This window comes from Sphingomicrobium sp. (genome assembly GCA_036563485.1).
Classification (GTDB): Bacteria; Pseudomonadota; Alphaproteobacteria; order Sphingomonadales; family Sphingomonadaceae; genus Sphingomicrobium.
On sequence record DATCMI010000001.1, the window covers coordinates 665,608 to 681,037 of the forward strand.

Sequence of the window (15,430 nt, forward strand, 5' to 3'; positions counted from 1 at the left end):
GCGGCGCTTAAGGGGCGCGGGCGCGCCTTGTCAACGAAGGAATCAAGTGCTTAGGCCCGCCGCCATGATCGAGCCCGCAGAGCAGCTAGTTACCGTCTTCGGCGGCAGCGGATTTATCGGCCGCTACGTCTGCGAATTCCTGATGAAGAGCGGGGCCCGCGTCCGCGTCGCGCAGCGCGACCCGCGCCGCGCATATATCATCCAGCCGCTCGGCCAGGTCGGGCAGTACGGCTTCGTGAAGGCCGACCTGACGAACGCCGACAGCGTCCGCGAAGCGGTCAAGGGCGCGACTGGCGTGGTCAATCTGTGCGGGGTGTTCGGCCGGCAGATGCAGAAGCTGCATGTCGAGGGCGCGCGCAACGTTGCCGAGGCAGCCCGGGAAGCGGGGTGCGAGGCGCTCGTCCATGTCTCCGCCATCGGCGCTGACCGCAACGCCCAGTCGAACTACGGCCGCACCAAGGGCGAGGGCGAGGATGCCGTCCGCGCAGCCTTTCCGGCCGCCACGATCGTCCGCCCATCGATCGTCTTCGGCCCCGAAGACGATTTGACCAATCGCTTCGCCGGCATGGCGCGGCTGCCGTTCCTTCCGGTGATCGCGTCGCAGCGCAATTTCGCCCCGGTCTTCGTCCGCGACCTTGGCAAAGCGATCGCGATGGCGGCGATGGACGCGCAAAGGTTTGGCGGAAAGACCTTCGAGATCGGCGGGCCGCAAGTGATGAGCATGGCCGAGCTCCACCAGGCCATTCTCGAGATCACCGAGCAGGACCCCGGCGTCGTGCACCTTCCGGACTTCTTCGGCAGCCTGCTTGCGAAGTTCGGCTGGCTGCCGGGCGCCCCGCTGACCAAGGATCAGTGGCTGATGCTCCAGCGCGACAATGTGCCGGCGAAGGGCACTCCCGGTTTGGACGCGTTCGGCATCAAGGCGACCCCGCTTGCCGCAGTTGCCTACGAATGGCTCGGCCGCTTCCACAAGGGCGGCAAGTTCGCGGGCCGCCGTATCAACCTGACCGCGACCTCCTAAGTGCCTGTCCTCTGGCTTGTGATCATCCTCGGCATCGTCGAGGGGGTTACCGAATATCTGCCGGTCTCCTCGACCGGGCACCTGATCCTCGCCACCGAGCTGCTCGGCTTCAAGGCGGGCGATTGGGAAGCATTCAACGTCGCCATCCAGCCCGGGGCCATCCTCGCGATCGTGGTACTTTACTGGCAGACGTTCTGGGACGTGCTCACCGGCCTGTTCGGGCGCGAGCCGAAGGCCTTCGCCTTCGTCCGCAATCTCGTCATCGCCTGCGTTCCCGCCATCGTCCTTGCGCTTCTGTTCGGCGATACGATCGAGGCGATGCTCGGGAGTGCGGTAGTCGTCGCCTGGGCCCTCATCATCGGCGGCGTTGCGATCCTGGTCCTCGAAAAGACCGTGAAGCCGCGCGAGTGCGACGGGGTGGCGAACCTCAGCGTTAGGCAATCGGCGTTGGTCGGTCTCGTCCAATGCCTCGCGATGGTGCCCGGGGTGAGCCGCTCGGGCGCGACGATCCTCGGCGCGATGGCGTTCGGTGTCGATCGCAAGACCGCCGCCGAGTTCAGCTTTTTCCTCGCCATGCCGACGCTTTCGGGCGCGACGGCTTACTATCTCCTCAAGCATCACGACCGGATCGCCCCGGAGATGTACGGCAACATCGTCATCGGAAGCATCGTCAGCTTCGTCGTTGCGCTCGTCGTTGTGAAGCTCTTCGTCAGCTACGTGACCCGGCACGGCTTCGCCCCCTTCGCCTGGTACCGGATCGTCGCCGGAGCTGCAGCGCTTGTCTGGCTGACGGCGCGCTGACTTCCCCGCCGTCGGAGTTGATGATAAACTCCGTCAGTTTCAGTAGCTTAGTGGTGCCGCCATGCGTTTGGGCTTGTTCGTCGCTCCCCTCCTCCTCTGTTCGTCGCCGCTGTTCGCGCAAGCGGCGCCGACGCCGCAGGATGTCAGGGACATGCAGCAGGTGGTCGCCGATCCCGCACTTGGCGGCAAGTTGGCGAGGATTATGGAAGCGATGTCGAAATCGCTGCTCGACCTGCCGGTCGGCAACATCGAAGCTGCCGCCGAAGGCCGCAAGCCCACCGCCGCCGACCGCCGCCGCACCGTTCGTTCCGAAACCGGCATCAGCGAGCGCGAGCTGCACGCCCGGATCGCTGCCGCGCAGCCGATGCTGCAGCAGAGCCTGAAGGCTGTGACCGATGCGCTGCCGTCGATGATGCACGGCCTCGCCCAGGCGCAACAATCGATCGAGCGCGCGGCGGCAAATATGCCGGACCCGACCTACCCGAAGCGCTAGACCTAAGCGTCTGCCCCGCTAAAGCTGCCCGTCATGTGGCAGCTCTTCCAATTCCCCCTCTGCCCCTTTTCCCGCAAGGTTCGCCTGGTGCTCGCCGAAAAGGGCATCGGGCATGAGCTGGTGCGCGAGAACCCGTGGGAACAGCGCGACGAGTTCATCGACCTGAACCCCGCCGGCGAAACGCCAGTGATGGTCGAACCGGACCAAGGCGTCACGCTGATCGGATCGCAGCCGATCGTCGAATATTTCGACGAGACGATCGATCGCATGCCGATGATCCACGGCAATGCCGCGCTGCGCGCCGAGATACGGCGGATGACCGAATGGTTCGACCTCAAGCTCTACCGTGAGGCCGTCGAGCCGTTGATGAACGAGCGGATGCGCAAGCGGCTGGTCAACCGCGAGAGCCCGGACACACGCGTGCTTCGCGACGCGATGCGCACCGCCAGCGAGCATCTCGACTATCTCGACTATCTCCTGGACCACCGCCGCTGGCTCGCCGGGCCCGGGCTCAGCCTCGCCGATTTCACAGCCGCGGCGCACCTCAGCGTCATCGACTATCTCGGCGCGCTCGACTGGCGCGGGCACAAGCAGACCAAGGATTGGTATGCGGTGATGAAGTCGCGGCCCGGCTTCCGCCCGCTGCTCGGTGAGCGGATGGAAGTTATCGTACCCCCATCCCACTACGACAAGGTGGATTTCTAAGCCGCCTGAAGCGCCCCGCGAAGCACTCGTTCCTCAAGGCTGCGGCCGGCACCGATAGCGACGCAGCTCATCGGATCGTCGGCGATGCGAACCGGCAGGCCGGTCGAATCCTGGATGATCGTGTCGATCCCGCGCAGCAGCGCGCCGCCCCCGGTCATGGTGATGCCCTGGTCGATGACGTCCGCGGCAATCTCCGGCTGCGTGTTCTCCAGCGCGGCGCGAACCACTTCGACGATCTGGTTGACCGGCTCGGCCAGCGCTTCTGCGACCTGGGCCTGAGTGAGGATGATCTCGGCAGGCATGCCCCGGCCGACATCGCGACCGCGAACCCGCGTGGTCAGGCCGACCCCGTCGCCGGGCCGGGTGGCGGAGCCGATCTCCAGCTTCACCCGCTCCGCAGTCCCTTCGCCGATCAGCAGGTTGAAGTTGCGGCGGACATAAGAGGTGATCGCATCGTCCATCCGGTCACCGCCGACCCGGGAAGAACGGCTGAAGGCCAGCCCATTGAGGGAGATGACGCCGACTTCGGTCGTGCCGCCGCCGATGTCGACGACCATCGAGCCGACCGGGTCGGCGACCGGCAATCCGGCGCCGATCGCGGCCGCCATCGGTTCCTCGATCAGAAGCACACGGTCCGCGCCGGCGTTCGTCACCGCATCGCGGATAGCGCGGCGCTCCACCGAGGTGGCGCCCGACGGAATGCAGATCGCGGCCTCGGGACCGCGGGTGAAGCGCCGCGGTCCGCCATGCGCCTTGCGGATGAAATGCTTGATCATTTCCTCGGCAACTTCGAGATCGGCAATGACCCCGCTGCGCAGCGGCCGGATCGTGCGGACGCCCTGGGGCGTCTTGCCGAGCATCAGCTTGGCGTCGTCGCCGACCGCCCGGACCTTGCGCTCACCGTCGCGGGTTTCCAGCGCGACGACGGAAGGTTCGTTGGCGACGATCCCGACCCCGCAGACGTAGATGACGGTATTGGCGGTGCCGAGGTCGATTGCGACGCCGCGCGATGCAAAGCTGAATGGTGAACGCATGATTTGAACCCCCCGGCCCAAGAACGAATCTGTTTCTTTGATGCTTAGGCCAGTGGGTGCCGCTGGATAGCGGCGTTAACCATGTTAATCGTTAGCTGGTGGTGAGTTGCGGTGAGCTGAAAAACGTTAAACCGCCGGTGACGAAGAAGCCGTCGCCGCAACGAGATAATTTAGCCTTACATCGTCGCTGAGGTGCAGGCCTTTCAGCGGCGACCAGGCGATACCCTCCACATCAACGCAGTCGAGGCCGGCATCCGTCAGCATCTGCTTCAGCCTTTCAGGCGCGATGAACTGATCGAACTGGTGCGTGCCCTTCGGGATTCGTCCGAAGCCTTCGGCCAAGGTGATGGTCAGCAGCTTCGACCAGCCGGTCGCGTTAGGCGTCGACATGATCAGCAGCCCCCCGGGCGCCAGGCGCGCGGCAAGCGACCGGACGAAAGCCGCGGGGTCCGCGACATGTTCGATCACCTCGAGACAGGTGACGAGATCGAACTTGCCTTCGAGGTCGAGGACATCGCCGGCCCGATAGTCGATCGCCAGGCCGACCATCTCGGCATGGGCGCGCGCGGCACCGATCAGTTCGGCGGACGCGTCGATGCCGGTCACTGTCGCGCCCATCCGCGCCAGCGGTTCGGCGAGAATCCCGGCGCCGCACCCGACATCGAGCGCGCTTTTACCGGCGAGCGGCGTCCGGCTGCATTCGTCGCTCTGCCAATGCTGGTCGATCCGGTCGCGGATGTATTTCAGCCGCACCGGGTTGATCTTGTGAAGCATCGCCTCGGGGCCGTTCGGGTCCCACCAGCGCTCGGCCTGGCTCGCGAACTGCCGGACCTCTTCGGGAAGGATGCTTGTTTCTGCCATTGCCCGACTCTAACAGTCCGCGCGGTTGATCCCAAGGAGCCCTTTTGTCCCGCATCGTCATGAAATTCGGCGGCACGTCGATGGCGGGGATCGAGCGCATCCGCAGCGTTGCCGAGCGCGTGCGGCGTGAGGCTGACGCCGGCAATGAAGTGCTTGTGGTCGTCTCGGCTATGGCCGGAGAGACGGATCGGCTGGTGCAGCTGTGCCGCGAGGCCGCGCCGCTCCACGACCCGACCGAATATGACGTGGTCGTGGCGAGCGGCGAGCAGGTGACCGCCGGCCTTCTTGCGATGACGCTCCAGGCCGCGGGGCTGAAGGCGCGCAGCTTCATGGGCTGGCAACTCGTCCGCGCGTCGGGCGTCCACGGCAATGCCCGCGTCGAAGCCATCGAAAGCGCGACACTCGACGAGGCACTGAAAGGCGGCACGGTCGCGGTCATCCCGGGCTTTCAGGGCGTCGGCGAGGACGGGCGTCTCGCCACACTAGGCCGCGGCGGCTCCGACACTTCCGCCGTCGCGATCGCCGCGGGCGTGAAGGCCGACCGCTGCGACATCTATACCGACGTCGACGGCGTCTACACGACCGACCCGCGCATTGTGCCGCGCGCGCGCAAGCTCGACGCCATCACTTTCGAAGAGATGCTGGAGCTCGCCGGGGTGGGCGCGAAGGTCCTGCAGACGCGCTCGGTGGGCCTCGCGATGCGCGAGAATCTGCCGCTGCGCGTCCTTTCCGCATTTGAAGACAAGCCCGGCACCCGCGTCGTCGCGGAGCTTGAAGGAGCCGACATGGAAAGAAACCAGATCGCCGGCATCGCCGCCGACCGCAACGAGGCGCGAGTGAGCCTGACTGGCGTGCCCGACCAGCCCGGCACCGTCGCGCAGGTGATTACGCCCTTGTCCGAAGCCGGCATCCTGTTCGACATGATCGTCCATGCCGCGACGCCGGACAGCGGCGCCTCCGACCTCACCTTTACCGTCCCCCGCGCCAGCCTTGCCCAGGCGCTGTCGGTAATCGAAGACCGCAAGGAGCAGATCGGCTTCGAGCGGATCGTCACCGACGACGCGGTCGCCAAGGTCAGCATCGTCGGCGTCGGCATCCGCTCCAACCCGCAGCTTGCCGCAAAGATGTTCGAAGTGCTTGCCGAGCGGCGCATCAACCTGCTCGCGGTCTCGACCAGCGAGATCAAGGTCAGTGCATTGATCGCCGAAGCTGAGCTGGAGCTTGCCGTGCGCGTCCTTCACACCGCCTTCGGCCTCGATACGGAGCAAGCGGCATGAGCGGCGAAGGCCTGATCCCCGAGGCTCGCCCGGTCCACGGCAGCGAAGGCCACAGCCGCCTTGCCGAACTGATGCATCGCGGCACCGAGTTCCTCGGCTGCGAGCATGCGATCATGGGCGGGGCGATGAGCTGGATCAGCGAGCGAAACCTCGTCTCCGCCATCTCCAACGCCGGCGGATTCGGCGTGATCGCCTGCGGCGCGATGACCCCCGATCTGCTCGACACCGAGATCGCCGAAACCAAGGCGCGGACGGAGCGCCCGTTCGGCGTCAATCTGATCACCATGCACCCGCAGCTCTCGGAACTCATCGATGTCTGCGCGAAGCATGGCGTCGGCCATGTCGTGCTCGCCGGCGGCCTTCCCCCCGGCGGCGCGATCGACCGGATCAAGGCAAGTGGCGCCAAGCTGGTCGCCTTCGCGCCGGCGCTTGCGCTTGCGAAGAAGCTGATGCGCTCCGGCGCCGACGCGCTCGTGATCGAGGGCATGGAAGCCGGCGGCCATATCGGCCCGGTCTCCACCTCAGTGCTCGCTCAGGAAATCCTGCCCGTGGTAGCGAAGGACATTCCGGTGTTCGTCGCCGGCGGAATCGGCCGCGGCGAGGCCATCGCCGCTTATCTCGAAATGGGCGCGGTCGGCGTCCAGCTCGGCACCCGCTTCGTCTGCGCCAACGAGTGCATCGCTCATCCGAACTTCAAGAAGGCGTTCATCCGCGCCTCGGCGCGCGATGCGATCCCCAGCGTCCAGATCGACCCGCGCCTCCCGGTGATCCCGGTCCGCGCGCTCAAGAACCGGGAGATGGAGAAGTTCGCCGAGAAGCAGCGCGAAGTCGCGAGCCTGCTCGACAGCCAGGGTCTGGAGATGGCCGAAGCCCAGTTGCAGATCGAACATTATTGGGCCGGCGCGCTCCGCCGCGCCGTCATCGACGGCGATGTCGAAAGAGGCTCGGTGATGGCCGGCCAGTCGGTCGGCATGGTCACCCGCGAAGAACCGGTCGCCGAGATCATCCGCGAGCTGGTCGACGAAGCCGCCAACGCGCTGGAGAGCCGGGGTTAGGCTTCTTCACTAATGGCGAAGCGTGGCGCCATCTGATAGCCGGGCAAGGATGCCAACCGCCGCCGCCACCTCAGCCCGGGAGATCCTGACCGGTCTTCATGAGATCATGGCCAAGCGCGGGTCACCGCAGGGCAAGCTCGACCGCACGGTCGACCTGATCGCCGGGTCGATGCACAGCGACGTCTGCTCCATCTATCTGCTGCGCGACAATGTGCTCGAGCTGTTCGCGACCCACGGTCTGCGCAAGGAAGCGATCCACGTCACCAAGCTGCGCATGGGCGAAGGCCTGGTCGGCACCATCGCAGCCGAAGGGCGCGTGCTGAACCTGGCCGAGGCGGCGGACCACGCCGCTTTTGCCTACCGGCCGGAGACCGGCGAGGAGCGATATCACAGCTTTGCCGGCGTCCCGATCGTGCGCTTGGAAAACCCAGTCGGCGTCCTCGCCGTCCAGAACGCAGCACAGCGCCGCTACGAGGATGTCGAGATCGAGGCGCTGCAGACCGTGGCGATGGTGTTGTCCGAGCTGATTGCCGGCGCCCGGCTCGTCGACGGCGCGAGGCGCAGCCGCTTGCGCAGCGCCGGTCCGCTGCGCCTGTCCGGCCTCAAGCTCGTGTCCGGCATGGCGAGGGGCCAGGCGGTGTTCCACGAACCCCGCGTCGTCGTCGAGCATACGGTGGCCGAGGACACCGAGGCCGAGCGCGAGCGCGTCTACGCAGCCTTCCGCAAGATGCGCGAGCAGATCGACAATATGGCCAAGGAGGCCGAGTTCGGGACTGCCGGCGAGCATCAGGAGATCCTCCAGACCTATCGGATGTTCGCCTATGACGAGGGCTGGTCGCGGCGGATCAACGCGGCGATCGACAGCGGCCTGACCGCCGAAGCGGCGATCGAGCGTGTGCAGCAGCGCACCCGCGCTCGCATGCAGGAAATCGACGATCCGCTGCTGCAGGAGCGGATGCACGACCTTGAAGACCTGTCGAACCGGCTGCTGCGCATCGTGTCCGGCCGGATGGGCACGGCCGCGCAGACGGGGCTCGCCGCCGACGCGATCCTGATCGCCCGCAACCTCGGGCCCGCCGAGCTGCTCGAATATGACCGGCGGCGTCTCAAGGGCGTGCTGCTCGAGGAAGGCTCGTTGACGTCGCACATGACGATCGTCGCGCGGGCCATCGGCGTGCCGGTGATCGGACGCCTGCAGGACATTCGCCACAGCGTCGAGGAAGGCGAGACGATCCTCGTCGACGGCGACCACGGCAGCGTCATCGTTCGTCCGAACCGGACATTGCTGTCCGCCTTCGAGCACCGGATGGCGTCGAGCCATAAGCGCCGCGCCGAATTTGCCGCCGCCCGCACCCTGCCGCCGGAGACCAAGGACGGCCTCAGGGTTAGCGTCATGGTCAACGCCGGCCTCGCCGAAGACGCCGGGACTTTGCCGATGACCGGCGCCGACGGCATCGGCCTGTTCCGTACCGAATTCCAGTTCCTCGTTTCCGCGACCATGCCCGGCCGCGACCGCCAGCAGCGGCTATACATGAAGGTGCTCGAAGCCGCGGGAGACCGACCGGTCGTGTTCCGCACCGTCGACATCGGCGGCGACAAGGCGCTTCCTTATCTCACTGATCATGCCGAGGAGCAGGCCGAGAACCCCGCCATGGGCTGGCGTGCGCTGCGCCTGTCGCTCGATCGCTCGACGCTGATGAAGGCGCAAGCGCGCGCGCTGATCGAGGCGGCGGGCGGCAAGGTGCTCAACGTCATGTTCCCGATGGTGTCGGAGCCATGGGAATATGAAGAAGCGCGCGCCTTGTTCGAAGAGCAGGTCGAATGGGCGCGCAACGCGCATCGCAAGATGCCCAAGCGCATCCACTATGGCGTGATGCTGGAAGTCCCGAGCCTCGCCGAGATGCTCGACCAGCTGCTCCCGCGGGTCGACTTCATCTCCGTGGGCACCAACGATCTGACGCAGTTCCTGTTCGCAGCCGACCGCTCCGACCCGCGGCTGGCGCAGCGCTATGACTGGCTGAGCCCCGCCATCCTGCGCTTCCTGCGGCGCATCCTCAAAGAGGCGAAGGATGCCGAGGTGCCGGTGCGGATTTGCGGCGAAATGGCCGGACGACCGCTCGAAGCCATGGCGCTGATCGGCATCGGTGCCGAAAACATTTCGATCACGCCCGCGGGCGTCGGGCCGATCAAGGCGATGATCCGCTCGCTCGATGCCTCGGCGGTGCGGGCCAAGCTCGAACAGCTGCTCGCGCGGCCGCCGAGGGACATGCGGAAGGCGCTCGCCGACTGGGCCAAACGGAAGGGTGTGACGCTCGGCTAGGCCGAAGCGGTTGACACGCACGGCGCAGGCCTCAAACAGTTGCACATGGCCAAGCGCGACACCGACGCCGACATTCTCGACCCCGACATGACCGAGGCCGAGGTGCCGACCGTCGGCGAACGGCTCCGCGCCGCGCGCGAAGCTAAGGGGTTGAGCCTCGAAGACGTCGCGGCGCAGACGCGAATTCCGCACCGCCACCTCGAAAGCATCGAGAATGCGCAGTGGGACAAGCTCCCCGCGCCCACCTACACGATCGGTTTCGCAAAGAGCTATGCATCCGCGGTCGGCGTGGACCGCACGGAGATCGGCGACCAACTGCGCGAGGAGATGGGCGGCCAGCGCTTCGCAAGCCACCAGGCCGAAGTCATCGAACCCGCTGACCCGGCGCGCACCATGCCCAAATGGCTCGTCATTTCCGCTATCGTCGGCGTCATCCTGCTTGTGCTGCTGATGAGCTGGCTCAGCCGCCGCTCGCTCGAGCAAGGGGACGCGCCAGCGAGTACAGCCGTTGCTTCCTCGCCGGCGCCGGCCGCCCAGACGCCGTCCCCGGCCGCTCAGCAACCGGCGGCGCAAGGCCCGGTCGTGCTTACCGCCGTTCAGCCGGCGTGGATCCAGGTTACGGACCAGGGCAAGAGCCTGTTCCAGGGCGAGCTCCAGCAGGGCCAGAGCTTCACCGTGCCGCAGACGGCGACCGCACCCTTGTTGAAGGCCGGCAAGCCCGAAGCGCTGAAAGTCACCGTCGGCACGGCCACTGCACCCGCCGTCGGTCCCGCCGGCAAGGTCGCATCGAAGGTCAGCTTGAAGGCAGACGACCTGATGCGTGGTGGCGCGCAGCCGGCGACTGGCGCGGCGCAACCGCCTGCACCACCGCCGGCCCAGTAGATTCATCCGCGGGCAAGGCGCCGCGGAGCACAGTCGCGTCGACATTGAAGCGTGGGGAAATTCCAGTGAAGTTCATGCGTCCGATCACCGCCTTCGCGGCCGTCGCAACCGCCGCGCTGATGCCGGCTACCGCCGCCATGGCCCAGCGCCAGCAGCCCACGCCTGAGCAGCGGATCGATCGTCTCGAACGGCAGGTGGATGAAGTGCAGCGCCGCGTCTTCCCGAAGGGCAGCCCGGCGGCGACGGCGGGCTTCCGCGACGACCCGGCCGCGACCCAGTCGGCAGTGGTCAGCCTCGATCAGCGGCTCGATGCGCTCGAACGCCAGGTGACCGATCTCGTCCGACAGAACGAGGAAAATGCCAGCCGAGTCCGCAACATGGAAAATGCGCTGCGCCAGACGACCGCTGACCTGAACCAGCGCATCGCGACGCTGGAGCAGCAAGTGAGCACGGCAGCCGTGGCGCCGGTTCCGGTCGACACGGTCCCGGTCGGCACCACGCCGGCAAGGCCGAAGCCGACGACGACGACGACGCCGAAGACGACCGGTGCAGCGACGCCGTCCGCGACGCCGGCGAGCGGCGGTCCGGCGGTTGCCGCCGCCGATCCGGCGGAAGACGCCTACACCGAGGGGTTCCGCCTGTGGGAAGCGGGCCAGTACGACCAAGCGATCAGCTCGCTACGCGCGTTCGTCGCGGCTTATCCCCGCCACCGCCGCACCAGCTATGCGAAGAATCTGATCGGCCGCGCCTTGCTCGACAGCGGCCAGCCGCGCCCAGCCGCGGAAGCTTTCCTCGCCAATTACCGCACCAATCCCGGCGGGGAGCGGGCGGCGGACAGCCTTTATTATCTTGGCCAGTCGCTGATGAAGCTCGGCCAGCGTGAGCAGGCGTGCAAGGCCTATGGCGAGCTCGACGCGGTTTATGGGTCGAAGATCCGGGCCGACCTCAAGAAGCTTTCGAGCGACGCCAAGGCCGAGGCCAACTGCAGCTAGGCGACAATGCCGGTGGGTGAGCCTTCGCAGGTCGACCCACAGCTCGCCGAGCGCTTCGCGCGCGACGTCGATGCGCTGGTCCCGGCAGGTTTGCGGCTCGGCCTCGCCGTTTCGGGCGGCCCGGACAGCGTCGCCCTCCTCCTGCTCGCCGCGGCGGCCATGCCCAAGCGCATCGAGGCGGCAACCGTCGATCATGCGCTGAGGCCCGAAAGCCGAAGCGAGGCTGATTTCGTCGCTCGGCTTTGCGCCGGCTCAAGCGTTCCGCACTCGATCCTTACCGCGACCTGGCTCGAACAGCCGACGACGGCCGTGCAGGAACGTGCGCGCTCCGAGCGCTACCGCCTGCTCGGCAATTGGGCCGATGAGCGGGGGCTCGCAGCAATCCTCACCGGGCATCACCTCGACGACCAGGCGGAAACTGTTCTGATGCGCTTGGCGCGCGGCGCGGGCGCGAAGGGTCTCGCCGGGATGCGTGCCGTCGCCGACATTCCGGGCTGCAGCGTCCGGGTCGTCCGACCGCTACTCGGCTGGGCCCATGCCGAGCTTCAGGCGATCTGCACTTCAGTGGGCGTCGATCCGCTCCTCGACCCGAGCAACGCCGACGACCGGTTCGAGCGGGTCCGCGTCCGGAATGCTCTCGCCGATGCCGACTGGCTCGACGCCCCTGCGATTGCTGCAAGCGCAGCTCACCTTGCCGACGCCGACGAGGCGCTCGACTGGGCCAGCGACCGCGAATGGCAGCGAGCCGTGACCGTGACTGAACAGGAAATCGGTTACCGCGCGAGCAATGCGCCACGCGAGATCCTTCGCCGGATCACCGTTCGAGCGATTGCTACCCTCGCGAGCGAAGGACGAGGCGCGGAGCTTCGCGGCCGCGAAGTCGATCAGGTCCTTGCGGCGCTTCTCAGTGGGGGAACCGCAACGCTGCGCGGGGTCCAGTGCACCGGCGGCGCAGAGTGGCGCTTCCGTGCCGCGCCGCCGCGGCGGCCGCTCTAGCGCAGGTTCGCTCGATAGAGCGCCAGCAGCTCGCTCCAGGCCCGCTCCGCCTCTCGCTCATTGTAGCTCTGGCTGCCCGCGACCGTCCAACCATGGTCGGCCGGATAGGAATCGACCCTTGCGGGCCGCTTGGCCGCGGCGAAGGCGGCCTTTAGCGTCTCGATCTCCTCCGGCCGCTCCGCCGCATCATTCTTGCCGAGCAGCACCAGATAGGCCGCCTTGGTCTTGGGAATGAGCAGGTGCGGGCTGGATGGCTCGTTCGTGACCAAAGTGCCCGGATGGAAAGCGGCCACTGCGCCGATCCGGTCGGAACGTGCAGCGGCGGTGCGGAAGGCGAACGGACCGCTCATGCAATAGCCCTGCACCCCGACGCGCCGCTTGCGGTCGGTTTGCGGCTGCGCGTCGAGGAAGCTGACGAACGCCGCGGAGTCGCGGTCGACCATCGCGTCGGTCACCCCCTTGCGGAAACCCATGATCTTTTCGCGGTCGGCCGGCTTGCCGAAATCGAACGGGCCGGTGACGACCGGCGCCTTCTGCGCCCGGTAATAAGGGTTGGGCACCAGCACGACATAACCCTGGGCGGCCAGCCGGCGTCCCATCTCGCGGAACACCGGGCGAAGGCCCAGGATGTCCGGCCACAGCAGGACCGCGGGCCAGCGGCCCTTTCCTTCCGGATAGAAGAGCGCCGCATCGGCATTGCCGTCGATGGCGACGGTGACATCGCGTTCGACAACATGCTTGCCGCCCGTTTCATGCGCAGCGGCGCCGGCAGGGAGGCCGGTCGCCGCAACGGCTGAAAGCGTCAGCAGCAGCGTCCGCCGCGTGACCGCCGTATCGACGATGAAGCCCTGATGATTGCCGTCACCACACATGTCGCATCTCCATCGCTGCCGCAGGGAGCGCAGGCTTGCCCGAAAAGCACCGCGCCGCGCAATCGCCGTTCACTCCACCCTAAGGCCGCATTGTTATTAAGCGGCACGCGCCTATTTTAGACGCAAGCGCGCTGTGCGCACGAGAGACGAGCGGATGAACGACAAAGAGAAGAAACCCGGCAACCCGTGGACGAAGAGCCTGCTGATCTGGGCAGGCATCCTGTTCGGCCTCGTTCTCTTCGTGCAAATGGTCGACGGCGGCTCCCGCGCCTCGACGGGCCAGGCGATCCCTTATTCCGACTTCGTCCGCCAGGTCGACAACGGCAATGTCCGGTCGGTCACGATCGCGACGGGCGCCAGCGGCAACAGCGCCATCACCGGCAAGCTCGACAGCGGCGAAGTGTTCAACACTGTCGCCCCGGGCGATGCGAGCGTCTCCGACAAGCTCGTCCAGAAGGGCGTCGCGGTGCAGGTGAAGGCGGAGGAGAGCTCGAGCATCTGGCTCTACATGCTCTACAATTCGCTGCCCTTCCTGCTGATCCTCGGCATCAGCTTCTTCGTGATGCGCCAGATGCAGAAGAATGCCGGGTCGGGCGCCATGGGCTTCGGCAAGAGCCGCGCCCGCATGCTGACCGAGAAGCACGGCCGCGTGACCTTTCAGGATGTGGCCGGCATCGACGAGGCTCGTGAAGAGCTTCAGGAAATCGTCGAATATCTGAAGGACCCGGGCAAGTTCGCGCGGCTCGGTGGCAAGATCCCCAAGGGCGCGCTGCTCGTCGGCCCTCCGGGGACCGGCAAGACGTTGCTCGCCCGCGCCATTGCGGGTGAGGCCGGCGTTCCCTTCTTCACCATCTCCGGCTCCGACTTCGTCGAAATGTTCGTCGGCGTCGGCGCCAGCCGCGTCCGTGACATGTTCGACCAGGCCAAGAAGTCTGCGCCGTGCATCGTCTTCATCGACGAGATCGATGCCGTCGGCCGTCATCGCGGCGCCGGGCTCGGCAACGGCAATGACGAGCGCGAGCAGACCCTCAACCAGCTGCTTGTCGAGATGGACGGCTTCGAGGCGAACGAAGGCATCATCATCGTCGCCGCGACTAACCGGCCCGACGTGCTCGACCCCGCGCTGTTGCGTCCTGGCCGTTTCGACCGCCAGGTCGTGGTTCCGCGCCCGGACATCGACGGCCGCGAGAAGATCCTCGAAGTGCACATGAAGAAGGTGCCGCTCGCCCCCGACGTCGACGCGCGCGTGATCGCCCGCGGCACGCCGGGCTTCTCCGGCGCGGACCTCGCCAACCTCGTGAACGAGGCGGCGCTGCTTGCGGCGCGCAAGGGCAAGCGCCTGGTCGCCATGCAGGAGTTCGAGGAGGCCAAGGACAAGGTGCTGATGGGGACCGAGCGCAAGTCCATGGTCATGACCGAAGACGAAAAGCGCATGACCGCCTATCACGAGGCCGGTCATGCCATCGTCGCGCTTCACGAGCCTGCCTCGGACCCGATCCACAAGGCGACCATCATCCCGCGCGGCCGCGCGCTCGGCATGGTCATGCGCCTGCCGGAACGCGACAGCTACAGCTATCACCGCGACAAGATGTACGCGAACCTCGCCGTTGCCATGGGCGGCCGCGTCGCCGAGGAAATGATTTTCGGCTACAACAAGGTCTCGTCGGGCGCCTCGTCCGACATCCAGTACGCGACCCAGCTCGCCCGCGACATGGTAACGCGCTGGGGCATGTCGGATGCGCTCGGCCCGCTTCAATATGCCGAGCCTGATGAAGAGGTGTTCCTCGGCTATTCGATGAACCGCCAGCGGCAGATGTCGAACGAAACGGCTCAAGCGATCGACAATGAGATCCGCAAGATTGTCGAAGGCGGCTACACGCGCGCGCAGTCTCTGCTCACCGAGAACCGCGAAGAGCTGGAAGCACTCGCTCGTGCATTGCTCGAATATGAGACGCTGTCCGGCGACGAGATCAAGCGCGTGCTCGAAGGCGAGACGATCGACCGCGGCGGCGCCAAAGGTCCGTCGATCCCGGCCGCCGGCTCGTCGATCCCGAAGTCCAAGCGTCCCGGCGCGGGAGCGATCGGCGGGGCAGCACCGGCCGGCGCTTAACTTTCCGTTCA

The 15,430-nt window shown here is 66.7% G+C and carries 14 protein-coding genes; 11 read left to right on the top strand and 3 right to left on the bottom strand.

Annotation, left to right across the window (positions count from 1 at the left end):
- Positions 1-64: 64 nt before the first annotated feature.
- The 4 genes from VIL42_03540 to VIL42_03555 all read left to right on the top strand — a co-directional run bounded on the left by VIL42_03540 (position 65) and on the right by VIL42_03555 (position 3,020).
- Positions 65-1,021 (top strand): complex I NDUFA9 subunit family protein, encoded by a 957-nt coding sequence (locus VIL42_03540; GenBank protein ID HEY8591920.1) that lies wholly within the window; start codon positions 65-67, stop codon positions 1,019-1,021.
- Complete coding sequence (locus tag VIL42_03545) at positions 1,022-1,822, top strand: undecaprenyl-diphosphate phosphatase (GenBank protein ID HEY8591921.1); 801 nt, start codon at positions 1,022-1,024, stop codon at positions 1,820-1,822. It abuts the gene before it with no gap.
- A 61-nt stretch (positions 1,823-1,883) separates the two neighbouring features.
- Positions 1,884-2,315, top strand: coding sequence for a hypothetical protein (locus VIL42_03550; protein ID HEY8591922.1), 432 nt, complete (start codon positions 1,884-1,886; stop codon positions 2,313-2,315).
- 33 nt (positions 2,316-2,348) lie between these two features.
- Entirely contained in the window at positions 2,349-3,020 is a 672-nt protein-coding gene (locus VIL42_03555; protein HEY8591923.1) for a glutathione S-transferase family protein, read from the top strand.
- Here VIL42_03555 and VIL42_03560 read toward each other — a convergent pair.
- Entirely contained in the window at positions 3,017-4,054 is a 1,038-nt protein-coding gene (locus VIL42_03560; protein ID HEY8591924.1) for a rod shape-determining protein, read from the bottom strand. The two genes, VIL42_03555 and VIL42_03560, sit on opposite strands and share 4 nt — an antisense overlap.
- Before the next feature lie 126 nt (positions 4,055-4,180).
- Positions 4,181-4,915, bottom strand: coding sequence for a bifunctional 2-polyprenyl-6-hydroxyphenol methylase/3-demethylubiquinol 3-O-methyltransferase UbiG (gene ubiG, locus VIL42_03565; GenBank protein HEY8591925.1), 735 nt, complete (start codon positions 4,913-4,915; stop codon positions 4,181-4,183).
- A gap of 44 nt (positions 4,916-4,959) precedes the next feature.
- Here ubiG and VIL42_03570 point away from each other — a divergent pair, with 44 nt between their 5' ends.
- The 6 genes from VIL42_03570 (at position 4,960) to tilS (ending at position 12,437) form a co-directional block, all read left to right on the top strand.
- Positions 4,960-6,192: an aspartate kinase gene (locus tag VIL42_03570; protein ID HEY8591926.1), complete on the top strand. Its 1,233-nt coding sequence runs from the start codon at positions 4,960-4,962 to the stop codon at positions 6,190-6,192.
- Positions 6,189-7,247 (top strand): nitronate monooxygenase, encoded by a 1,059-nt coding sequence (locus VIL42_03575; protein HEY8591927.1) that lies wholly within the window; start codon positions 6,189-6,191, stop codon positions 7,245-7,247. The genes VIL42_03570 and VIL42_03575 overlap by 4 nt, the downstream gene beginning before the upstream one ends.
- Positions 7,248-7,296: 49 nt before the next feature.
- Positions 7,297-9,567, top strand: coding sequence for a phosphoenolpyruvate--protein phosphotransferase (gene ptsP / locus VIL42_03580; protein HEY8591928.1), 2,271 nt, complete (start codon positions 7,297-7,299; stop codon positions 9,565-9,567).
- A 45-nt stretch (positions 9,568-9,612) separates the two neighbouring features.
- Entirely contained in the window at positions 9,613-10,449 is an 837-nt protein-coding gene (locus tag VIL42_03585; protein HEY8591929.1) for a RodZ domain-containing protein, read from the top strand.
- Between the two features lie 74 nt (positions 10,450-10,523).
- Complete coding sequence (locus tag VIL42_03590) at positions 10,524-11,441, top strand: tetratricopeptide repeat protein (protein HEY8591930.1); 918 nt, start codon at positions 10,524-10,526, stop codon at positions 11,439-11,441.
- 12 nt (positions 11,442-11,453) lie between these two features.
- Entirely contained in the window at positions 11,454-12,437 is a 984-nt protein-coding gene (tilS, locus tag VIL42_03595; GenBank protein HEY8591931.1) for a tRNA lysidine(34) synthetase TilS, read from the top strand.
- On the opposite strand, the gene VIL42_03600 is transcribed toward tilS, so the two are convergent.
- A complete protein-coding gene (locus VIL42_03600; protein HEY8591932.1) occupies positions 12,434-13,309 on the bottom strand; it encodes a dienelactone hydrolase family protein in 876 nt (291 codons plus the stop codon). The two genes, tilS and VIL42_03600, sit on opposite strands and share 4 nt — an antisense overlap.
- 154 nt (positions 13,310-13,463) lie before the next feature.
- Between VIL42_03600 and ftsH the strand changes: the two genes are divergently transcribed.
- On the top strand, positions 13,464-15,419 hold the full coding sequence (gene ftsH, locus VIL42_03605; GenBank protein ID HEY8591933.1) for an ATP-dependent zinc metalloprotease FtsH: 1,956 nt from the start codon (positions 13,464-13,466) through the stop codon (positions 15,417-15,419).
- Positions 15,420-15,430: the final 11 nt, after the last annotated feature.